The organism is Sporosarcina sp. (assembly GCF_029257255.1).
In the GTDB taxonomy this organism is placed as follows: domain Bacteria; phylum Bacillota; class Bacilli; order Bacillales_A; family Planococcaceae; genus Sporosarcina.
In genome coordinates this window covers 27,848-49,488 of record NZ_JARICI010000080.1, presented here as the reverse complement: position 1 = coordinate 49,488, position 21,641 = coordinate 27,848, and the positions used below count along the sequence as shown (strand labels likewise).

Genomic DNA, 21,641 nt, shown 5'->3' with positions numbered 1-21,641 from the left:
TTTAGCGGAAATGAAACCCGGTCCGTCCGAGTGTTGTCTAACATGCAAGTAGGAAGGGAGGCGACATGTTGGAAAAGCAAGAACGTGATCAGCTGCTGTATGAAGCGATGAATGAACATGGTGATTATTTACTGCGTGTCGTCTTTGCGGTTGTAAAGGACGAACAGCGGGCAGAGGACATCGTGCAGGAAGTATTCGTCCGTTATTATCTGCATCTGGATTCATTTGAAGGCCGTTCTTCTGTAAAGACGTACTTATATAGAATCGCGATGAATGAATGCAAGAATGTTTTTAAAAGCTGGTCTCATCGAAAACTCGTGATTTCTGATCTGTTCCGTCATGTACTTGTTTCGAATGAAACACCGGAAGAGGAAGTGCTGCTCGCAGAATCTTCGAGTCATGTAGCGCAAATGGTTGAAGTGCTGCCGATCAAATATCGGGAAGTCATCTGGCTGTATTATTATGCGGAATTGTCTGTTTCAGAAATCGGTGAAGTGCTGGACTCCCCGGTCAATACGGTAAAGACCAGACTGGCAAGGGGCAGGAAACTGGCGCGGATTGCATGGGAGGAGAGAAGTGATGATGAATAAGCGAATCAAAAAGGATCTACATAATTCCATACCTGAAAAACTGACGTTGAACGAGGAGAAAAAACAGACCATCCTGGCTGCTGCGCACAGACGGATGAATTCCGAAACGCCGCGGAAGAAACACCGCCTGGCACCTATTTTGGCTTCCGTTGCAGTCATTGGATTAGCGGGTTTCCTTGCCTTCTCTTATCTCCAGTCCGACAAAGAGCAGTCTGCCACACCGGTTCAGTCTGTTGTTCCGCAGCCGGAAGTGGTTACGCATCAGCAGCAGGTGGTCGTGGATCACGTAGAATACAGCCAGCTCATTGATTCGATTTACCTGGATGAAACTGATGAATTGATCTATACGGACAGCCATGACATCTTCTCTAATTCAATGGAGACACTGACAACAAAACGACTAGCGCAAGGAACGGGTGACGTGATTGCAGGTGTCACACTGTCAGCAAATGAACAGTGGATTTCCTGGGAATCCGGTGGTCTGATTCATGTGTTGAATAGAGAGACTGGGGAGACTCAGGATATTTCCGATCACTTGGGCATGCAGCAAGTCGCAGGTGATACACTTCTTTATTTATCAGTGCAGAAAAATATTGCGGTTATGCAGCTGGGCTTGCATACAAAGGAGCTGCATCTGGTTCATGAGTATGAGGGAAAGGGAGATCAACAATCATACACAGTATATGAAGATCAAGCTGTCTTTTCAGAACAGCTCAGCGACCAGGGCAAACCTTATACGAAATTTACGCTGTACGACTTAAACACTCGCGCAGAGATTGGCACGTATTCAATTCCTTACAGTGAGATCGGAAAGGTCGAGCTGCAGAATGACAGAATATATGCAGAAGTTTCAGCAGACGGGGATGCTTATACGCTTGGTTATATAGATATGAAAGAGGGTAAATTCAACAAACTGGATGTTCCTCAGCACTTTGATTATGCAGTTCATGGTGAATGGCTTGCATTAAGCGTACCGGATACAACATCTGATACAGTGAAGGCGTTTAAGTTGGAAGGTGACAAAGCGGTTGTGCAAACCTATCTGCAGGATATCAAAGAACGGTTGGTCAAGCCGCGGTTTACGGAACGCGGCACATTGGTTTTGAATAGCGAAGATGCGCTTCATTCCATGCATTTGTTGCATACGCAGACACTGGAATGAGCCAATGAATACTGAAAGACAGCCAGGCATTTGCCTGGTTTTTTTTATTGTGCGAAAGCATGAGACTGAACTTCGGTTGCCATTACCTATCTAAATAGCGAACCATATTATCTCTCCTGCATACTATATCTTTAAAACCTATTGACTAATCGGAATAATAAGGTATTATAGTTATTAATTCAGATTAGTTAACTAGGTTTAGAGGGAAGGGGAGATTGTCCTTGATAGAGTTTACAGATATAGGGAAGCAATTTACACACAAGGGCAATACGATTGTTGCGTTACAGGACGTTTCATTAAAAGTTGAGAAGGGCGATATTTTTGGAGTGATTGGTTATAGCGGGGCGGGTAAGAGTACGCTGCTCCGAATGGTGAACTCTTTAGAGGTGCCAACAACCGGAAACGTGATAGTGAAAGGAAAAGAGCTAGGCGTACTTTCAAATATTGCACTTTCTCAAGTGAAAAAAGATATCGGAATGGTGTTCCAGCATTTTAATCTATTGGAATCGAAAACGGTGTTTGAGAATATTGCGATCCCTCTAGTTCTTAATAAAGTTAATAAAAAAGAGATTCGAATGCGTGTCAAAGAACTGCTGGAATTTGTGGGGCTGGCAGATAAGGAGAAGAACTATCCGGCTCAATTGTCTGGAGGGCAAAAGCAGCGGGTTGGGATTGCCAGGGCATTGGTGACAAATCCTGAAATATTGCTTTGTGATGAAGCCACTTCTGCACTTGATCCGAAGACAACATTTTCGATATTAGAATTACTAAAGCAGATTAATGAAAAGTTTCATATTACCATTTTAGTTGTAACGCATGAAATGGAAGTCATTCGTGAAATATGCAACAAGGTAGCGGTAATGGAGAATGGGCGTGTCATTGAGTCAGGACACGTATTGGATGTATTCGGAAACCCGCAAAATCCTACAACTAAAGGTTTTGTGAAGACTGTCATTCATGATGAGATTCCGCCCAGTGTTATCGCTGAAATTCAGGACGATCAAACAAACCGCAGGATTTTTCAATTTAAGTTTCTCGGTGAAAATTCCACCAGCTCACTGCTCTTTGAACTTTCAAAACAGTTTGAAGCAGAGATCAAGATCCTGTTTGCAAACGTGACGGAGCTTCAAGGTACAACGCTCGGAATCTTTACCGTCGCTTTTTATGGTGACGATGCTGAAATTGAGCGAATGGTACGTTACGTGACAGAAAGAGAAGTACTGATTCAGGAGGTGAAGCTATGAATGGTGTTTCGACAGAGTTAATTATGCGATCCGTCTATGAAACGGTGTATATGGTTTCGGTTTCCCTTTTAATTGGTGCGTTGATTGGTATTCCGCTGGGGATTTTATTAGTGTTAACACGGTCCAATGGCATAAAGCCCAATGCAGTCTTTTTCACCGTACTGAACGGCATCATCAATATTTTACGATCCATACCATTCATTATTTTATTGGTTGCGATTACGCCGCTTACTCGATTAATTGTTGGGCAAACCTATGGATCAACAGCCGCAATCGTTCCGCTTCTAGTATATATCGCTCCGTTTATTGCACGATTGGTAGAAAACTCTTTATTGGAAGTAGGGCCGGGTATTATGGAACTCGCAAAGTCACTCGGTGCCTCTACTTTTCAGACGATTCGATTCTTCTTGCTGCCTGAAGCGCTAGGGTCACTGGTACTGACGTTGACAACGGCAACTATCGGATTAATCGGGGCTACTGCGATGGCGGGTACGATCGGCGGTGGAGGGGTCGGAAGTCTTGCGATCACATATGGCTATGAACGGTTTAATACATTTGTCATTGTGTTGACGGTCATCATTTTGATTATCATTGTGCAGATTATTCAAGGCGCGGGGAACCGCTTAGCAAAAAAACTACGACATGAGTAAAGGGGATAGGAAGATGAGGAAATTTTCGATAGTAGCAGGTTTATTGGCGGTATTCGTATTGGCTTTGTCAGGCTGCGGTAAAGATGATCATGTAGAAGGTGAAGAAAAAACAACGATCAAAGTAGGTACATCACCAGGACCTTACAGTTTATTATTCTTGGATGCGGTCAAACCGATCTTAGAAGAAAAAGGCTATACAATTAAACAGGTAGAATTTAACGATTTATTGCAGGCGGATGTTGCAATGGCAGATGGCGGTATTGATTTGAATGTGGATCAGCACACAGCGTATTTGGAGAATTTCAATGAAAATAAGAAAGCTGATTTAACAAGCATTACGCCGATTCCAACTGTGCCGGCAGGTTTATTCCCGGGCAAGAAAACTTCATTGGATGAGATCAAGGAAGGCGACACAATCGGGATTCCAAATGACCCGTCGAATGCAGCGAGAGCATATGCAATCCTTCAGAAAGCTGAAATTATTAAACTGAAAGATGGCGTAGAACCAATTAAAGCAACGGCTGGTGATATCGAAGAAAATCCTCATGGCGTGAAGATCGTAGAGATGGATTCCGCACAGATTCCTCGTTCGTTAAGTGATTTGGATTATGGTGTGGTACCGGGAAGTATCGTCTTTGCTTCGAACATGGATCCTTCGACTAAACTGATTTCAGAAGATGTACAGGATCATTTAGTGTTAGTAGCCACGACAACTGAAAAACATAAGGATTCACAATGGGCCAAAGATGTAGTGGCTGCGTATCAATCGGATGAATTCAAAGAGTATTTGAAGGGACATAACAAAGATGACTACTGGTTTGTTCCGAAAGAATTGCAGTAATTCATAGTGTATCGCCTGCAAGGCATATAGCTAACCTTGCAGGTTTTTTCATTACTATAAAGGAGGAATAACGAGATGACCAGCAAGCAACCAATCCTGAATGACCTACATGATAAGCTGGCAGAAACCGCTTATGAAGCAATAGAGTGGAGACGCTATATGCACCAGTATCCTGAACTGTCCTTCCAAGAAGAAAAAACGGCGTTATATATTCAAGAGAAGCTGCGCAGTTTTGGATTACAAGTGACTTCAAATATTGGGGGACTTGGAATTACAGCGGTTTTGGAAGGTGCTCATCCAGGAAAAACGATTGCATTCAGAGCAGACTTCGATGCATTGCCGATTGAGGACGAAAAAGAAGTTCCCTATAAATCGCAAAACCCTGGCGTGATGCATGCATGTGGTCATGACGGGCATACAGCGGCATTGTTATGGACAGCGAAAACACTTAGCGAATTCAAACGGTCTATCCACGGAAAGATCGTTTTCATTTTTCAGCCTGCAGAAGAATTACCTCCAGGAGGAGCAAAGTTCATGGTGGAAGCAGGTGTGTTGGGAGGCGTAGATTACGTGTTTGGAGCACACTTAGATTCTCAGTCACCGCTAGGAACTATGGTTGTGGGGGAAGGGTACCAGATGGCTGCAGTAGATAAGTTTTCCATTAAGGTTCAAGGTATAGGCGGTCATGGGGCAAGACCTCATCAAGCAGTGGATGCCATTGTAATTGCTAGTGAAATCGTTAATTCTTTGCAGAAAATCGTCAGCAGACAAGTCGATCCGCTGCAGTCGGCAGTCGTGACGATTGGTGTGTTACAGGCTGGGAGCGCATTCAATATTATAGCTGATAAAGCTTTATTGGAAGGAACGGTGCGGACATTTGATGCAGCCGTGCGGAAGCAGGTGGAAGAACAAATCTACCGGATTGCCGAAGGAATTACGGCGGCTTTCGGTGCTACCTGTCAAATCGACTATTTAAACGGCTATCCTGCCTTATACAACCCGTCAGCTGAGACAGAAACCGTACGATCTTTATTTGTAGAAGAGTTTTCAGCGGACCGAGTAGTAGAAATGGAGCCGTCTATGGGAGCAGAAGATTTCTCGTATTTCTTGCTGGAGAAACCAGGTACTTATTTCAGAGCAGGTTCACGAAATGAAGACCCGGCCACTCATTATCCTCATCATCATCCGAAATTTGATTTTGATGAAAGGGCATTAGAGAATATAAGCAAAGCATTTGTGAAGATTGCAAATCATTATGTAATGTAAAAAAAGAGGCTGAACTGAGGTCGGTATACCGACTAACAGTTCAGCCTCTAATCGTTAACGTTGATTCTTTACAATTTCATATTCCTCGTCAGTAAATACACGGGATTCCATTATAAAATGTGTATCTTCAATGCTATCGAGTGAAAACTCTGCACCACGTCCAGGCACGGCATCGATGATGAGCTGCGTGTGCTTCCAGTACTCGTATTGGCTTACATGCATATAAAAAGGTGTATCGCCAATCATGCCAAGTAACTTGTCCGCTTCTCCGATACGGAAATCGCCTTCTATATAGCACATCGGTGCTGAGCCGTCACAGCAGCCGCCGGATTGGTATAACAAAACAGGGCCATGAGCTTTTATTAAATTATCAAGAAAAGACAGAGCCTCATTTGTAGCTGTTACTAGTTTGACCATGATCAAACACATCCTTTTAGTTTAGAAGAAACCTTGAGAACTTTCATCGTAGCTTACTAATAAACATTTTGTCTGTTGATAGTGGTCCAGCATCATCGCATGGTTTTCACGGCCGATGCCAGATAGTTTGTAACCACCGAATGCAGCGCCGGCAGGGTATTGGTGATACGTATTTGTCCATACACGTCCCGCTTGAATTGCACGTCCAGCACGGTAGGCGACGTCACCTTTACGTGACCATACACCTGCTCCTAATCCGTAAAGTGTATCGTTTGCAATTTCCATTGCTTCGTCAAAATCTTTAAATGTTGTGACTGCAAGTACAGGTCCGAAGATTTCTTCTTGGAAGATGCGCATTTTATTGTGCCCTTTGAATACAGTCGGTTTGATATAGTTACCGTTTTCAAGATCTCCGCCTAAATGGTTTTCTTCTCCACCTATTAAGCATTCAGCGCCTTCTTCAGCACCCAATTTAATGTAGGAAAGAATTTTTTCTTTCTGTTCATTGGAAGCTTGAGCACCCATCATTACTTCTGTATCAAGTGGGTTGCCGATTTTGATTGCTTTTACTCGTTCAAGTGCACGTTTCATGAATTCATCATAAATGGATTCCTGAATTAATGCGCGTGAAGGGCATGTACAAATTTCGCCGGAGTTAAGAGCGAACATAACAAAGCCTTCAATTGCTTTATTCAAATATTCGTCATCTTGAGCCATAACGTCCTCAAAGAATACGTTTGGCGACTTACCACCAAGTTCAAGTGTTACTGGAATGATGTTTTCTGTCGCATATTGCATGATTTGACGTCCGACAGCTGTTGAACCTGTGAATGCAATTTTTGCGATTCGCGGGTTAGTAGCAAGCGGCTTACCAACTTCTATACCAAATCCGTTTACGATATTCAGAACACCAGCAGGGAGCAGATCCTGGATTACTTCGATAAGCACCATAATAGAAGCTGGAGTTTGTTCAGCCGGTTTCATTACGATACAGTTACCCGCCGCCAAAGCCGGTGCAATTTTCCAGACTGCCATTAAAATAGGGAAGTTCCAAGGAATAATTTGTCCAACTACACCAAGTGGTTCCTGGAAATGATAAGCAACGGTATCGTTATCCAGCTGTGATGTGCGGCCTTCTTGTGCACGTATGACACCTGCAAAATAGCGGAAGTGGTCAATTGCTAGTGGAATATCGGCGTTTAATGTTTCACGGACTGCTTTCCCGTTATCCCAAGTTTCTGCAACAGCGATCTTCTCGAGATTTTCTTCCATGCGGTCGGCAATTTTATTTAATATAATAGCCCGTTCAGCAGAAGATGTTTTGCCCCATGCATCTTTAGCAGCATGAGCCGCGTCCAGTGCCAGTTCAATATCTTCAGCGGAAGAGCGTGCAATCTTTGTAAATACTTCGCCTGTAATAGGAGTTTTGTTATCAAAGTATTTTCCGTTTACCGGTGGGGTCCATTTACCGCCAATAAAGTTATCATATTTCTCTTTGAATTGGACGATTGAGCCGTCAGTATTTGGGTTTGAGTAAATCATAGATGTCTATCTCCTTAAAAATGTTTTAAACTACATCTAAATGATGTATTAAAGTTATTTGATTAAAACATATTCAGATGTTGTTCATCTCCTATGATGCCTGTATAGTCTTTGAAATTCAAGTGTAAAAAAATTTAAAGAGATTACCTTCTTTTTATTTATTTTTAAATAGCGATAACCAGTAGCGAATAATGGATAATTACAGTTTTTGCTCTGAAACAAAAGCGTATAGATTGTAGAAACATATATGTAAGTACTATATAGGCTCATCCTCTCGTGGACATCTGATTGAGAGGTTTGGCACAAAGTAATGCGGTATTGTTGTAGTGCAAAGATTTCATCAACCGCGGTTGGAGAGGCATTTACGTGTAACACGGTAAGTTTTTGCAGTATTATGGATTGGGTGCAGTGTGATAACAAACCTAATTTTCAACATTTTACGCAAAAGAGCATGGGCAGCAGCCCTTCTCTTTTGCGCTTTTTAGTTGCGATACGGGTCAAACAGGAAAGAGATTTATTGTAATCAAGAATGTGCTATAGAATAAAAAATACAAAACTAATGGAAAGCTACTGCAATTCGGGTGGCTTTCCATTAGTCTACTTGTTCAAAACTAAAATCCATTATCAACTCCAACTGACCCACTTTTCCTGATAGATCTGTAATGACTGTTTTAATCTCACCGATTCCTTTGACCAAATCCTCCAACAGTTACAGCATTTGCCCTGTCATATATCCAGCCTCCTTATTTTGTTCTGTTAGCCCAATAAAATAGCAATATAAATCATTCACCTATTAATAAAATGAACCCGCGTTTCCTTATTATTTTGGGGGGAATCGAATGCATACAGACATACTCAGATGATAAGTTCAACATTTTACGGTAAAATGGCAAAGGCGGCTTAAGCTGCCGGGAAGGACGGATTGACACGTGAAAACGACATCAGCGAAACAAAAGCTGCTCAGCGAATATATTTGGATTATGGTAGGCTCCGTATTTGTCGGCTTAGCTTTTAATATATTTTTTCTTCCTGCAAAACTTGCGGCAGGTGGAGTATCAGGGGTCAGTACATTATTGTATGAGTTATACAATTTTGAACCTGCCTACGTGCAGTGGATTATCAATATCCCTATCTTTTTTCTAGGTCTGGCATTGCTCGGAAAAGACTTCAGTTTGAAAACATTAGTCGGCACATTTTTTGTACCGCTGACGATCTATCTCAGCAGGGACATTCCTTATACAATCGACAATCCTCTTTTATCTGCTATTTACGGAGGGATTTTATTGGGATTTGGCCTTGGAATTGTCTATCGGGGCAACGGCTCTACAGGAGGGCTTGCTACGGTGGCACAGATTGTTAAAAAATATACCGGGCTATCCAGCGGTTATGCGCAGATGCTTGTAGATGGAGTTGTCGTAATAGCTTCCGCGGTCGTCTTTAATTTGGAGTTGGCATTGTTCGCGATGATGGCGATTTTTGTGACGAGCAAAGTAATCGACTTTGTACAGTTGCAAACGTCACATTCAAAATTGGTACTGATTATTACTGAGCATGAAGAACGCATCCAGAACATTATTAAAGAAGAAATCGATAGAGGACTGACAAAAGTACGGTCTGTCGGCGGCTTTTCGAATCAAGAAAAAACAATGATTTTATGTGTGGTTGAACAGCAGGAGGCCATTTATTTGAAGAAGGTCTTACAGGAAGAGGAACCGCATTCGTTTGTCGTATTCTTAAATGCGTCTGAAATCCTTGGAAGAGGTTTTTCCCTTGCGAAATTCTAAAGAACAGGCAATTAGGAGAGCTGAAGATCGCTTTTCTAATAGCCTGTTTTATTATTTACACTTCTTGTAAAACCATATTTTCTTTTGTGATGACATCGATCAAGTCATCAAGCAGTGTAATGACTTCGGCAGATGCCATTTCAAGCAGCCGTAAATCTTGCTCCGCTCCTGCGATATCGTCTCGTTCAAAATTGACAGCAGCTTTTCGTGCATATTTGTGCACATCGGCATGATATTGATCTATTTCTATAAATGAAGACAAATGACCAAGTCTTTTCCTGGTTTCTTCTGAGTGATACCACTTTCCAAGACGGCAGTCATTATGCGAAGAGACATCTGATGGTTTTACTGTCTCCAAGCCTAATAGCATATTGTAGATTCGCCATTTCCAAAGAATGTGATCTGCTTTTGACAGCTGCAGTAAAGCGATGGAAGACAGATGTACATTATTTTCCTCAACCACGCGGAGACGGAAGTTATTAATTTCCTGACTTAACTGGTAAACAGAAGTGGATGTGCTCTCACCGAAGCGGCGGATATCTTCCTGTGTTTGAGAAATGACCATCATACGATTGGATACTTCATCAATAGAAGCGGCCTGTTCCTGAGAAATAGCGGCTGTATTACTGACGTCTAAATTGATTTCCTCGAAAGCTTCTACAATGGCATTCAGTAATGGCAGGGCATTTTTTGCTTCTTCAGTTGCACGATTAATACTTTTCGTTGTATCTTCAATGGAACTCGACACATTGTTTGCGTACGATTTCAAATGGCCGACATTATCCGTCACTTCTGCAAGTGCAGATACTGTATTTTCTGCAAGTTTACGGACTTCCTGAGCGACAACCGCAAACCCTTTGCCGTGTTCACCTGCTCGTGCTGCTTCAATGGATGCATTCAGTGCCAATAAATTGGTCTGTCCTGCAATCCCATTGATCAGTTTCACAACATTTTCGATTTCCTCTACACGATGCTGTAAGGAAGCGAATGTTTCAACGATTGAACTGAACTGTTTTTCTGTCTGGAAAATGTCAGCCAGCGTCGTTTCAATCGTCTTTTTACCGTTGATTGCATAATCAACAGAGTCAGCAGTTTTTTCGGAAATACGTGAAGAAGTGTTGGCTACTTCTGTAATCGACGCTGAAATCTGCTCGGTTGCTGCAGTGGATGACTGTATTTCATTGGATTGATGATCTAGGTTGAAAATCAAATCTTTCATGAACATAATCTTGGTATTGGCATCGACAAGATGAGAAATCTCGGTTACGACATGCTCAACCGTCTGCTCAGTCATCAGCTCAATATAAAGCTGCTGGTCAATGTTTACTGCTGATTGCAGGGATTTCAGCAATTCAAAAGCTTTACCGGGACGGTATCCGAAATGGTATAGGAGATGCGTTTGAATATAAAAAGCAAACTGGTTGAAGAGTACGATCGTCTTCCCAGGTTCAAATTGATTTTTTCGCAAAATGAAAAAGAACTTTAATGTCTCTTCCATATAATCTTCATCGCGTGTCTGAGTGAAGAAATTTGTCAAATAGGCGTCAATCAGTGGCTTGGGAATGGGATTATGTTGTTTAGGGGACAGTTCTTCTAAATATTGTTCGAAGATTTCCGTGATTGTTGGAGTAACGTCTTTTAGCTTATTATATAACTCCTTCAGGTTTTGAATATCTACTTGTTGGAAATGATTATAGTGTAACGTCTCTTTAAAACGCTGGGGTGCCTCTATATCGGTACCTCGCTGCAATAGTTGTTCTACATTCATTTTGGGACGAAATGATGACATGCAGTGACCTCCTAAAAAATATTATTATCCTAAGTATAGATACTTTTCATTATAAATCAATGTTTCAAAGGGAAATAGTTATAGTTTTTTGAGCAATAAGTTCTAATTGTCATTAATGAGTTATATTTCCCCTATTGCTTACTTCACTTTTGTGAATCGTCTTAATGGACATCTGTTTACGAGTAAAGCAGGATGAAGCTAGTACCATTTTTTTGCTTGGACTTGGGAGAGGAGAACATATGAATACACAACAACCTATTGGCTGGAATTTAGGGATGAGTTATGTTGAATTACCTGAATCGTTTTATTCAGAAATGGAGCCAAATCAAGTGAGTTCACCTCAAGTGGTTTTACTGAATGATCAGCTTGCGGCTACGCTGGGACTGAATTTGGAACAGTTACAGAGTACAGATATGGCAGCAATTTTTGCTGGCAATGAAAAACTGGAAGGCATCGAACCGATTGCACAGGCGTATGCAGGCCATCAATTCGGTAATTTTACCATGCTAGGTGACGGACGGGCGCTGCTGCTTGGTGAGCAAACGACTCCACAGGGAAATCTAGTAGATATTCAATTGAAGGGCTCAGGACGTACTCCGTATTCCCGTGGGGGAGACGGCCGGGCGGCACTCGGACCGATGCTTCGCGAGTACCTCATCAGTGAAGCGATGCATGGGCTGGGCATTCCGACGACACGAAGTCTGGCAGTGGCAGTAACGGGCGAGCCTGTACTGCGTGAAATCGCTCTGACAGGCGCTGTGTTAACACGTATTGCTTCAAGTCACTTACGGGTTGGAACGTTTCAATATGCAGCTGCCCGGAGAGTGCGGGAAGATCTTCAGGCGCTGGCTGATTATACAATCAAACGTCATTATCCAGCAGCTCTACATGAAGAGCACCCTTATCTTGCGCTGCTCGAAAAAGTCATAGAGAGACAAGCTTCCTTACTTGCAAAATGGCAGCTTGCCGGCTTTATTCACGGCGTCATGAATACGGACAACATGACAATCAGTGGCGAGACAATTGATTACGGGCCGTGTGCCTTTATGGATATGTATAATCCGGCAACTGTCTTTAGTTCAATTGATGTGCAGGGACGTTATTCATATCGAAATCAACCTGGCATTGCAGAATGGAATTTGACGCGGTTTGCGGAAACTCTTCTGCCATTGCTTCACGACAATCAGGAAGAAGCGGTGAAGCTCGCTGAAAGTAAGCTCTCTGAATTTGCCCGATTGTATGTGACAGAATGGATGGCCGGCATGAGAGCGAAACTCGGACTGTTCAATGAAGAAGAGCAGGACGAAACGCTTGTGAAGGATTTGTTGGACATCATGAACGAGCAACAGGCGGATTACACGAATACATTCCGTTCATTGACACTTGATCAATCAGAGAAAATGTTCAACGCACCAGAATTCATTGAATGGAAAGAACGCTGGACAGCAAGACTACAGCGCCAGCCGAATGATCGGGAAGCAGTGAAGATGCGGATGAAACAGCATAATCCGTCTGTGATTCCGAGAAATCATCGGGTGGAAGAAGCATTGCAGGCAGCGGAAACAGGGGATATGCGACCCTTCCTGAAGTTGCTGAATGTACTTGAAAATCCTTATGCGTATACAGCTGAACAAGAAGAATATACAGAACCGCTTTCCGACGGAGGTTCTTTCCAGACGTATTGCGGTACATGAAAAAGGCCTGCTCAAACTGAGCAGGCCTTTTGATTATTGAAAGTTTTTATGCAGTAATATCCCGCTTCGTAAACACGGTGTAGCTGATCATCAAGAAAACTACAAGGTACACAGCCAAAACTGCTAGCGAGAACGGCATGGTGATACCATCTACAAACACGGAACCGGTTTCGTACATCGTCAGATTCATATGAGTGAAGACGAGATATTTTGCGATTTCGTATTGTGAAAGTAATAAAACAATCGTGTTGCCCGTAAAGAAAATGAATAACGACAGACCGATGGCCATTCCGTTTGACCGGAAGACACTGCCGATCATGAATGCAAAAGTAGCCGTAATGATCACGTTGGCGAAAGCCAGAATCAGCATATACAGACCGTGGCCCCAGACTGAAACGGGGACAACCGCATTACCATCCCACTTCAGTTCCTGACCTATGCCTGAAGGGAATAGTATATATGCACTGATGATCGTTACCGCGAAGCCGATGAACATCAGCAATATACCAAATAAAAGAACAGTCGCGTATTTTGACGTCATGATTTTCCATCTACTAACAGGGCGTGTCAGAAGCATTTTGATTGTTCCTTGTGAGAATTCAGACGCTACGATGCCGGCTGCTACAATAACCGTAATCAGTACAACGAGACTTCCAACACCTACAGGATTAATGATCAGTGATTCCCGGCCATCTTCAGCAAGCGGCGGAATGTTATTTGCTAAACGGTATTCCAAAATCTTAACGGTTTCTTCATTCTGCTCCTGTTCCATCTCCGGCAGATCGAGTTCAATCGCTTCTTTTGTATACCGTAATTGCTCTTGTGCATTAGCTTTCCAGTCAGTATGCTCGGTAGTATCTTGACTGTTAATCCATTTAGTCAATCCCATCAGACCGATGACTGCAGCAATCAGCAGAATCGTCATAATCCATGTACCTTTTTTAGCCCACAGTTTCATCCATTCATTTTGTATGAGATTCAGCAATCTGTCCGCCCCCCGTCATTTCCAGGAATTGATCCTCTAATGTTTTGCGGTGCGGCTGCACAGCGAAGACTTCGATTTCATTGGCTGTCAGCAGCTGTACGATTGATGGAACCTGATTTTTTTCAGCCTGGAGTACCAAGCCAATAGGTAGTGGTTCCACTGTGAAGCCTTTAGAAACCAGCAGTTCCTGTGCTTTTGCAGCAGGGGACAGTTCCAGGTAATAATGGGACTGCGCTGTTTCTGACATGTCGCGAATATCGACGAGTCGGCCGTTTTGAATCACTGCTATCCGATCACACATTAATTCAATTTCCGAAAGCATATGGCTTGAAACGAAGACAGACACCCCCTCGGTTTCCGCAATGACGCGCAAGTGTTGACGGAATTCGCGGATGCCGGCGGGGTCGAGTCCGTTTGTCGGTTCGTCTAAGATCAGGAACTTCGGCCGGTGCAATAAAGCTTGAGCCAGACCGAGACGCTGCCGCATGCCGAGAGAGTAAGTAGAAACCTTCTCGTTAATCCGCTGTTCCAATCCTACTTGCCGGACGACTTCATCGATTCGTTCTTTACTGATATTTTTTTGCATGCGTGCGAAATGCAGCAGGTTTTTATAACCGGACATAAATTTGTACATCTCAGGATTTTCTACTATAACGCCGACTTTTGACAAACCTTCTTCAAAGTCCTCTGATAGCGGCTTGCCGTCAATCAAGATTTCACCGCTCGTTCGTTTCATCAGGCCGACCATCATACGGATCGTCGTCGTTTTACCGGCTCCATTCGGCCCTAGGAATCCGGTAATTTGCCCGGGATATAACGATAAACTGACATCGTCAATAATTTTTTTGTTTCCAATGATTTTCGTCAGATTTTGTAACTCGACTATTGGTTTTATGACCATACATCCTCCTTCTTCTTACGTTAGTAAATTCTAACCTGTAATAACTAACGATTTTTATTTGCAAAAGTTTTCTGATTTGGAATATTAGGCGTGGTCAAAATCAGTTTTGCGGACAATTCGAATCGATAGCAGGATAGACAGCCATGTCAGTATGGCGCTTATCAGAAGGACTGAGAGTGCGATTGTCCATTGATTTGTGGTGACAAGCTCCGCAGTTTGCAGGAAAAATTGTTGTTCCGCTACCATTCTTGGATTTTCCATGATGTTCAGTATGATTCTAAACGACATCATGCTAAACAAAGGTAGTATGATCGTTAAAGAGGTTGCTAATAGATAACCCATTTTAAATTGAATTGGATAAAACAGGGAAAGAATTACGTAAAAACTTCCGAGAGCGATGAGCAGTTCAGGCATCGTCATCATTCGTGTAGGAAACGGAGCGAACGTCTCAAACAAGAAGATATACACCAGTATTCCAACTGCAGACAATCCAAACCACATAAAACCTGCTGCGTACTTTGCCAGTACGAATTGTTTTCTCGTGACAGGAAGACTGTTTACCAAGACAGATTCTTTCTCAAAATCTTTGTTACTGGTGGAAATGGCTATAAAATAAGCGACGAAGATCAGCAGGAGAATATGACGTACAGGCTGCCCATCTGTGAAAAAGTTTGTAAATATGATAAACCATAAAGCTGTAAGGAAGTAGGTGCTCGCTTTTTGCGTATATAGGTCTTTTCGTATTAGAGCATTCATTGAGATCCGCCCCTTCCTGTGTAATACATAATATCTTCGAGTGTCGGTTTTTCAATTAGCAATGGTTGCAGTCGATCTAAAGGGGTTTGTGAAGTATCCGCTAAACATTCGAACCCGACATCAGTTACACGGAGGCCAATCACAGACAATCCTTCTACTAGACTGCGTTGATCTGCATTCCCTTTTACCAACACATAACGTTCGGTAAATTCCTCTTTTTCTCCCTGAAAGATAATGCGTCCATCGTGAATGAAAATAATGAAGTCTGCTATTTTCTCTAAATCGGTTGTAATGTGAGTCGAGAAGAAAATGGCTTTTTCTTCATCTTGTATAAGGTCCTGCATCATATCGAGCAGTTCGCGGCGGACAATCGGATCAAGGCCTGCTGTCGGCTCATCCATGATGATAAAGTCAGGATGGTGAGACAGAGCCATAGCAAGTGCAAATTTCATTCGCATTCCTTTGGACAGATGCTTGACGCGTTTTGCTTTATTCAGCTGGAATTTCCGCAGATAGTGATAGAACAGTTCATCATCCCACTTGGAGTAGAAAGGTGCGAGAATTCGTTTATTTTTCTCGATAGTAAGATCTTCGTAGTAAAAATCTGCGTCATAGACAAAACCGATGCGCTCCTTAATTTCTGCGGTATGGTTCTCGTGTGACTCGCCAAACACACGTATTTCTCCTTGTCCAGCTCGAATTAAATCCATTAGACAGCGGATGGTTGTCGTTTTTCCCGCACCGTTTGCCCCGATGAATCCGGTAATGAATCCTTTTTTTATATCGAAGCTAAGATTATCCAGTGCAAAACCATTGAATTGCTTCGTCAGGTTTCGTACTTCCACTATATTTTCCATTCTTTTCACTCCTCGTACAGTAGTGTCAGCATATGAATCAATTCTTCAAGACCCACGTCAAATGCGCGGCCGTCTTCAATCACATTCACCAGCTGCTGCTCAATTTTCTTCAATTGCTCTTCTTTCAAAAGCTCACGGTTCTGTGCAGCGACAAATGAACCTTTGCCTGGAAACGTTTCAATAAGTCCGTCGCGTTCCAATTCTTCATAAGCCTTTTTCGTTGTGATCACACTAATCTGAAGGTCTTTCGCAAGCTTGCGGATCGATGGCAAAGCTTCTTTTTCCTGCAGTGCACCCAGCAAAATCTGCTCCTTCAACTGATTCTTAATCTGCAAATAAATCGGCTGATTCACCGAATTGGAGATGACAATATTCAATACATCACCCTTTTCTTTGTTAACTGTATATGTGCAGTATATACGGTAGTAACAGTTGAGTCAATACTAAAAAACCCTTCAGAGATTTTCTCTGAAGGGCATGTTGATATTAAACTGTGACCGTATAGTGTAAATCTAAGCAATACTTTCCGAAGCAATTTGTTGAAGTTTCCGAAAGGGAATTACAAACAATTTCCACTCTACTGATATCTGGGAATGCTCGACTGACAGTATTACCTGTCGTATCTGTCAAACATTTTCCAACTGCCTTAGGAACAACAAAACTTGCTCCTGAAACATTGTCGTAAGGTTTATTCTGGCTATCGTATACAACCACGCCAAGTAAATTGTCACAGCCTCCTTGGTAATTAATCGTTACAGTACCAGAAACTTTGCCTGTAAAACTATTTTCTTTTTCCCAAAGTGTTCTAAAAGTTGAACCGCAAGGATAGCACCAATTACCACAAGCAGAAGTAGAAGCTAAGAACGACTGAGGATCCGGAGCAAAAACCGGATCTGGACAACATCCTCCTCCACACATATATTTCACCTCCCTCGCTTTGATCTGAAGGACTTTCTGTGTTGCTCTGTCCTTCTGTTATATCTAATGCAGCAGCGAAAGAAGTACTTGGTTGCTCGTCTCGTAGGTTATCAATAAAACTTTTTACGGGTGAATAGTACAAGGCGTATCGGTTTTGTTTCATACAATAAAGTACTAAGTCTATTTAAAGGATGATCAGATGATACAGAGCAGAAGGGGGCATCAGGGCAAGTGCGGAGAATTGTTCTCCAAAAATACGCTGGTCCATGTGACGATGCAGAACGGAGTGCTGCGTGCCGCGGGTAAAATGTCGAATGGCAATTGTTTTACGACGTGTTATTTTTCAGTTCAACATATTAATTACGAAACAGGCTGTGTAGTCCTGCAATTAATCCGTCCTATCTTTCGAAAACGTCTGTTATTGATTCGTACGAATAAAACACTGATGATTACACTCGATTGTGTATGTGCAGTGCAGAAATTGGCCCGTCCCGTGCTGGACTGGGTGGAATTGAAGGACACAGTAAGAAACGCTGCCTGCGGGAATATATGTAGGGAATGGTCTTCTGAGCAGCCTGTTATTTATAGGAATTATTCATGTACATCATCCATAGCATTTTTTGTTTTCTCCTATTGGAAGGGAACGAAGGAAAAGATACAGCTCCGGATTTCGAGCCGGTCGCAAGAAGATGTATTTCTGACAGTAGCCAGGGGCGAAACCGTCAGTATAGCAATAAAAGATATAGTACTGGTGGAGATCACTACACCGTCAGCCCGTGTGACCGGACGTTATACAATCTCTCTTCATCAACTATATACAAATCGAATACAGGACTGCTTTCCTAAGAGGCCAAAATACTTCAGAGAAATGGTGCTGATCACGGAAACGGTTCATCTATGTAATGCTTCGGGAAAAGTATTTCATAATTTCACAGACCAGTTGCTCTATGCGACGGTCACTATTACGAATAAAAACGACATAAAAGCAGTGGTTAAAATGGATGGGGAGTCCTTCTTCATTCCGTCGAATAATGCACGTTCCATCACGGTTTCGAGTTTAGACTGCTTGGAAACGATTTGCGGCTGTCCGGTAGATATTACGATTACTTTCCATACGATTGCCTAGCTATAGTCATACAGAAAAAGGACTGCATAGATGATATATGCAGTCCGTGTATCCATCAACCTGTTTGTACTTGATCGTATGAATAATGATACGATTCTTTTTTTGTTCTAATCAGTAGGAAAAACAGTGTCAACGGGCCGATGCGTCCCAAAAACATGACGATGCAAATAATGACTTTTCCTGCAGAACTTAAATCGCCTGTAATGCCGACCGATAATCCGACAGTGCCAAATGCGGAAACCGTTTCAAAAAGAAGAGCCAGGAACGGCATTTTTTCTGTGATGGTCAATAAAAATAAGGCAGTGAAAATCACGCCAGAACTGACTGCGGCAATTGCCATGGAACGCACGATAATCTCTGCTTTAATGGTGCGCTTAAAAATATGCGGCTCTTTGATCCCTCTGAAATACGTCAGCGTCGCCAAAACAATAACGATAAATGTCGTCAGTTTAATTCCGGATGCTGTGGAAGCACTTCCTCCTCCAATAAACATAAGGACAAGAGTGAGTAAGAGCGAGGACTCTTCCATATCACCGACAGCCACCATATTGAATCCAGCGGTTCTTGGTGTGACAGCCTGAAAATAGGAAGTCCCTACTTTACCCAAAAAACTCATGTCGGCAATCGTTTTTTCATTGTGAAATTCAAGTATGAGCAGAAACAGGGCAGCGATGGCATTGACGATTAATGTACCGTAAATCATCATTTTTGTGTGCAGTGCCCATTGGCGTATGGAGCGTTTATGCAGCACATCCATGACGACTACAAAACCGATGCCGCCAATAATAAATAAGCCCGATAAGATGATGGTCACAGCGGGATTTCCTGCGAAAGACGCCAAGTTATCAGGAAATATTGAAAAACCGGCATTATTAAATGCAGACACGACATGGAATACACTGTAATACAGGCCGTGCTTCCATCCGAATTCAGGAACCCAGAAGAATGACAGCGCAATAAACGCAATACCTTCCGTGATGAAAACGAACAATAAAATTTCACGCAGGAATTTGAGTGTGCCTCCAATGGATTGATAGCTAAATGTTTCCTGTATGAATATCCGGTTTTTCATGCCGACTTTTCTGCCGAGAATCATTAGTGTGGCGACAGCGAACGCCATTAAACCAACGCCCCCGATTTGAATCATCAGCAGCAAAACGATTTCACCGAATAACGTCAGTGTGGTATGGATATCAAATACACCCAGGCCCGTAACGGTTGTGGCCGAAGTGGCGGTAAAAAATGCATCTACCCAGCTAATTGGTGTGTAGGTTGCCATTGGCAGTTTCAGAAGCAATGTACCGGTTAAAATGGTCAATACAAACGATACAGCAATTAAAGCAGGCGGAGAAATAGTTTTACGTCGTTTCCGAACAGTTTTCATCGTCTGTTCAACTCCTACTTTTCTGAATGAAAAACAAACTGCAGTATGTATTGATTATTGATCAAAATTTCAATAAATCAATAGGAGTATTGTCCATTTTTTTACAAAGCAGAATCTGACTTCTCATAATTAAGCTGCAATGATCCACACTATCTAAAATCCAAATCATGCAGGGGAGTTATTCGAGATGAACAAACCTTTCGTTCCACAGTTAGTCTACTTTGAACCGAATGCATTGGAATATCCGCTTGGACAAGAACTAAAACGTAAATTTGAAGCCATGGACATTGAAATTCGCTATACAACTTCACATAATCAAGTGCGTAATTTGCCGGGTGAGACAGATGCCCAAAAATATCGCATTGCGAAGTCCACATTGGTTGTAGGTATCCGAAAAACATTGAAATTCGATACGTCAAAACCGTCCGCTGAATATGCCATTCCACTTGCGACCGGATGTATGGGTCATTGCCATTACTGCTATTTGCAGACGACAATGGGGTCCAAGCCGTATATTCGGACGTATGTGAATGTGGAAGAAATTTTAGAAGCTGCCGACAAGTATATAGAAGAACGTGCACCGGAAATCACTCGTTTTGAAGCAGCGTGTACATCAGATATTGTGGGCATTGATCACCTGACTCATTCATTGAAACGAGCGATTGAGCACATCGGTCAGACTGAACTCGGACGTCTGCGCTTCGTGACGAAATTTCATTTTGTCGATCATCTGCTGGATGCCAAGCATAACGGCAACACCCGATTCCGGTTCAGCGTCAATGCCGATTACGTAATCAAGAACTTTGAACCCGGCACCTCTCCGCTGGATAAACGGATAGAAGCAGCAGGAAAAGTGGCACGGGCTGGCTATCCGCTCGGCTTTATCGTAGCGCCTATTTACTTGCATGATGGGTGGGAAGAGGGTTACCGCCATTTATTCGAACGTCTGGATGCAGAACTGCCGCAAGACGCTCGTGACGACATTACCTTCGAATTAATTCAGCATCGTTTTACGAAGCCCGCTAAGAAAGTCATTGAAAAAAATTATCCCAAGACGAAACTGGAACTGGATGAAGAAAAGCGCCGATATAAGTGGGGCAAGTATGGAATCGGCAAATATATCTATCCGAAAGATGAAGAAGATCAGATTAAGGATAGGCTGTACCACTATATTGAAGAATTCTTTCCGAATGCAAAGCTTGAGTATTTTACTTAAGAGCCTCAACACAAAAACAGGCTCGCGGCTCTGGAAAACCAAGCAGCAAGCCCCTAATTCCATATAATTGAAAAATGTGATAGACTGTTTGGCAAAAGGGGGAAAGTTACATGAGCAGATGTACAATTGATCATTCGCATGAAGACACGTTGAAAAAGCTGCAGGAACAGCAGGAATATTTACCGGATAATCTTGTTGAAAGATGTGGGATGTTTTTACGTAAGCCATTGGGTCAGGAGACATTAAATGAGGTGTTTCATTTATTAAAAAAATACGATTTGGCAGAGGAAATTGAAAGACTAGAACGGAATCGACAACTTGAAAAGCTGTTGAATGAGTGAAATTAGTTTTATCACAACTCACCCAGCAATAGGGAGATAGCTGTTTTGAGCAGTTTGATATCTTCCATGATGAAGTTTTTGATATCGGCGGGTGCAGTATTGTATTCGTTTGTCAGTAGGTGAAGTTCTCGGCTGAGGATAAAACTATCGTGTAGATTCTCCATAATCGCGACCCTCC

General features: G+C 42.5%; 22 protein-coding genes. 11 read left to right on the top strand and 11 right to left on the bottom strand.

Annotation, left to right across the window (positions count from 1 at the left end; all coding sequences use genetic code 11):
* The first annotated feature begins 65 nt into the window (after positions 1–65).
* The 6 genes from Q1J64_RS15040 (at position 66) to Q1J64_RS15015 (ending at position 5,753) form a co-directional block, all read left to right on the top strand.
* Positions 66–590: a sigma-70 family RNA polymerase sigma factor gene (locus Q1J64_RS15040; protein ID WP_301109920.1), complete on the top strand. Its 525-nt coding sequence runs from the start codon at positions 66–68 to the stop codon at positions 588–590.
* Positions 580–1,752 carry a hypothetical protein gene (locus tag Q1J64_RS15035; RefSeq protein WP_301109919.1) on the top strand — a complete coding sequence of 391 codons (1,173 nt, stop codon included), beginning with the start codon at positions 580–582 and terminating at the stop codon, positions 1,750–1,752. The genes Q1J64_RS15040 and Q1J64_RS15035 overlap by 11 nt, the downstream gene beginning before the upstream one ends.
* A gap of 221 nt (positions 1,753–1,973) precedes the next feature.
* A complete protein-coding gene (locus tag Q1J64_RS15030) occupies positions 1,974–2,996 on the top strand; it encodes a methionine ABC transporter ATP-binding protein (protein WP_301109918.1) in 1,023 nt (340 codons plus the stop codon).
* Positions 2,993–3,646: a methionine ABC transporter permease gene (locus tag Q1J64_RS15025; RefSeq protein WP_301109917.1), complete on the top strand. Its 654-nt coding sequence runs from the start codon at positions 2,993–2,995 to the stop codon at positions 3,644–3,646. The genes Q1J64_RS15030 and Q1J64_RS15025 overlap by 4 nt, the downstream gene beginning before the upstream one ends.
* Before the next feature lie 13 nt (positions 3,647–3,659).
* Positions 3,660–4,487: a MetQ/NlpA family ABC transporter substrate-binding protein gene (locus tag Q1J64_RS15020; RefSeq protein ID WP_301109916.1), complete on the top strand. Its 828-nt coding sequence runs from the start codon at positions 3,660–3,662 to the stop codon at positions 4,485–4,487.
* Positions 4,488–4,562: 75 nt separating this feature from the next.
* Positions 4,563–5,753 (top strand): M20 metallopeptidase family protein, encoded by a 1,191-nt coding sequence (locus Q1J64_RS15015; protein ID WP_301109915.1) that lies wholly within the window; start codon positions 4,563–4,565, stop codon positions 5,751–5,753.
* A gap of 54 nt (positions 5,754–5,807) precedes the next feature.
* Here the strand turns inward: Q1J64_RS15015 and Q1J64_RS15010 are convergent, their stop codons facing one another.
* Both Q1J64_RS15010 and exaC read right to left on the bottom strand, forming a co-directional pair.
* Positions 5,808–6,170, bottom strand: a complete 363-nt coding sequence (locus Q1J64_RS15010; RefSeq protein WP_301109914.1) for a DUF779 domain-containing protein — start codon at positions 6,168–6,170, stop codon at positions 5,808–5,810.
* 21 nt (positions 6,171–6,191) lie between these two features.
* On the bottom strand, positions 6,192–7,712 hold the full coding sequence (exaC, locus tag Q1J64_RS15005; protein WP_301109913.1) for an acetaldehyde dehydrogenase ExaC: 1,521 nt from the start codon (positions 7,710–7,712) through the stop codon (positions 6,192–6,194).
* A 929-nt stretch (positions 7,713–8,641) separates the two neighbouring features.
* On the opposite strand from exaC, the gene Q1J64_RS15000 reads away from it, so the two are divergent.
* The gene (locus Q1J64_RS15000; RefSeq protein ID WP_301109912.1) at positions 8,642–9,496 is read left to right on the top strand and encodes a YitT family protein; all 855 of its coding nucleotides are present in this window, start codon (positions 8,642–8,644) and stop codon (positions 9,494–9,496) included.
* Between the two features lie 55 nt (positions 9,497–9,551).
* Here Q1J64_RS15000 and Q1J64_RS14995 read toward each other — a convergent pair whose 3' ends face one another.
* Positions 9,552–11,285 carry a globin-coupled sensor protein gene (locus Q1J64_RS14995; protein WP_301109911.1) on the bottom strand — a complete coding sequence of 578 codons (1,734 nt, stop codon included), beginning with the start codon at positions 11,283–11,285 and terminating at the stop codon, positions 9,552–9,554.
* 239 nt (positions 11,286–11,524) lie between these two features.
* On the opposite strand from Q1J64_RS14995, the gene Q1J64_RS14990 reads away from it, so the two are divergent.
* The gene (locus Q1J64_RS14990) at positions 11,525–12,979 is read left to right on the top strand and encodes a protein adenylyltransferase SelO (RefSeq protein WP_301109910.1); all 1,455 of its coding nucleotides are present in this window, start codon (positions 11,525–11,527) and stop codon (positions 12,977–12,979) included.
* A 46-nt stretch (positions 12,980–13,025) separates the two neighbouring features.
* Here the strand turns inward: Q1J64_RS14990 and Q1J64_RS14985 are convergent, their stop codons facing one another.
* The 6 genes from Q1J64_RS14985 to Q1J64_RS14960 all read right to left on the bottom strand — a co-directional run bounded on the left by Q1J64_RS14985 (position 13,026) and on the right by Q1J64_RS14960 (position 17,396).
* On the bottom strand, positions 13,026–13,964 hold the full coding sequence (locus Q1J64_RS14985) for an ABC transporter permease (protein ID WP_301109909.1): 939 nt from the start codon (positions 13,962–13,964) through the stop codon (positions 13,026–13,028).
* Positions 13,942–14,865: an ABC transporter ATP-binding protein gene (locus Q1J64_RS14980; protein ID WP_301109908.1), complete on the bottom strand. Its 924-nt coding sequence runs from the start codon at positions 14,863–14,865 to the stop codon at positions 13,942–13,944. The genes Q1J64_RS14985 and Q1J64_RS14980 overlap by 23 nt, the downstream gene beginning before the upstream one ends.
* Positions 14,866–14,949: 84 nt before the next feature.
* The gene (locus Q1J64_RS14975) at positions 14,950–15,621 is read right to left on the bottom strand and encodes an ABC-2 transporter permease (protein WP_301109907.1); all 672 of its coding nucleotides are present in this window, start codon (positions 15,619–15,621) and stop codon (positions 14,950–14,952) included.
* Positions 15,618–16,478 carry an ABC transporter ATP-binding protein gene (locus tag Q1J64_RS14970; protein WP_301109906.1) on the bottom strand — a complete coding sequence of 287 codons (861 nt, stop codon included), beginning with the start codon at positions 16,476–16,478 and terminating at the stop codon, positions 15,618–15,620. The genes Q1J64_RS14975 and Q1J64_RS14970 overlap by 4 nt, the downstream gene beginning before the upstream one ends.
* Positions 16,479–16,483: 5 nt before the next feature.
* On the bottom strand, positions 16,484–16,855 hold the full coding sequence (locus tag Q1J64_RS14965; RefSeq protein WP_301109905.1) for a GntR family transcriptional regulator: 372 nt from the start codon (positions 16,853–16,855) through the stop codon (positions 16,484–16,486).
* Positions 16,856–16,964: 109 nt separating this feature from the next.
* Positions 16,965–17,396: an S-Ena type endospore appendage gene (locus Q1J64_RS14960; RefSeq protein ID WP_301109904.1), complete on the bottom strand. Its 432-nt coding sequence runs from the start codon at positions 17,394–17,396 to the stop codon at positions 16,965–16,967.
* Between the two features lie 199 nt (positions 17,397–17,595).
* On the opposite strand from Q1J64_RS14960, the gene Q1J64_RS14955 reads away from it, so the two are divergent.
* Entirely contained in the window at positions 17,596–18,522 is a 927-nt protein-coding gene (locus Q1J64_RS14955) for an S-Ena type endospore appendage (protein ID WP_301109903.1), read from the top strand.
* A gap of 55 nt (positions 18,523–18,577) precedes the next feature.
* On the opposite strand, the gene Q1J64_RS14950 is transcribed toward Q1J64_RS14955, so the two are convergent.
* The gene (locus tag Q1J64_RS14950; protein ID WP_301109902.1) at positions 18,578–19,906 is read right to left on the bottom strand and encodes a TrkH family potassium uptake protein; all 1,329 of its coding nucleotides are present in this window, start codon (positions 19,904–19,906) and stop codon (positions 18,578–18,580) included.
* 187 nt (positions 19,907–20,093) lie between these two features.
* Between Q1J64_RS14950 and splB the strand changes: the two genes are divergently transcribed.
* Positions 20,094–21,122 carry a spore photoproduct lyase gene (gene splB, locus Q1J64_RS14945; RefSeq protein WP_301109901.1) on the top strand — a complete coding sequence of 343 codons (1,029 nt, stop codon included), beginning with the start codon at positions 20,094–20,096 and terminating at the stop codon, positions 21,120–21,122.
* A 110-nt stretch (positions 21,123–21,232) separates the two neighbouring features.
* Positions 21,233–21,463 carry a hypothetical protein gene (locus Q1J64_RS14940; RefSeq protein WP_301109900.1) on the top strand — a complete coding sequence of 77 codons (231 nt, stop codon included), beginning with the start codon at positions 21,233–21,235 and terminating at the stop codon, positions 21,461–21,463.
* An 11-nt stretch (positions 21,464–21,474) separates the two neighbouring features.
* Here the strand turns inward: Q1J64_RS14940 and Q1J64_RS14935 are convergent, their stop codons facing one another.
* Positions 21,475–21,627 (bottom strand): hypothetical protein, encoded by a 153-nt coding sequence (locus tag Q1J64_RS14935; RefSeq protein ID WP_301109899.1) that lies wholly within the window; start codon positions 21,625–21,627, stop codon positions 21,475–21,477.
* Positions 21,628–21,641: the final 14 nt, after the last annotated feature.